Genomic DNA, 519 nt, shown 5'->3' with positions numbered 1-519 from the left:
CACGTTGCCGTTGGCATCGCTCTCGGCCACGACCGAGCCCAGCGCGTCCGTGTGGATGTACGTCACCGTCGTCTGGGCAATTGCGGCTGGCGACACGCCAAGGCCGAGCAGCAGCACGCAGCACAGCCAGGCGCCCAATGCCCCCAGCTTCCGAATTCGATCTTCAAACCCCCTGAAGCGGGTCGACACACCGCCCGCAGTTCCCCCGAACCTGCGCATCCTTCCAATCCCTGAAAGAGCCTTGAAGCAAGGCTGGGTATTCATAGCACAGGAATGACCGGCTGCGGTTGCCACGTCAGGAACTGTGCGAGGAGCTAAGCGCCTGGGAAGCCGGAGGGGCCAGCGGGTCGCGAGGCTCGGAAGCTGCGGGCTGCCCGCCATGGGGCTGGCACTGCTGGGGAACTCGTATTCCGCCGGGCATGGCCCGGCGCCACCAGACACAAAAAAGCCCCGACCAGGGCCGGGGCTTTTCATCAAACATGGTGCCGGAAACAGGAGTCGAACCTGCGACCTACGCAT

General features: G+C 64.5%; 1 pseudogene. It reads right to left on the bottom strand.

From position 1 onward, the window contains the following. A pseudogene (locus tag ACVOJ1_RS18965) lies at positions 1-189 on the bottom strand (RHS repeat-associated core domain-containing protein); the annotation flags it as partial. Positions 190-519: the final 330 nt, after the last annotated feature.

The sequence above is a fragment of the Stenotrophomonas sp. STEN225 genome, from assembly GCF_056756445.1.
This window is presented reverse-complemented; position numbering and strand designations above follow the sequence as displayed.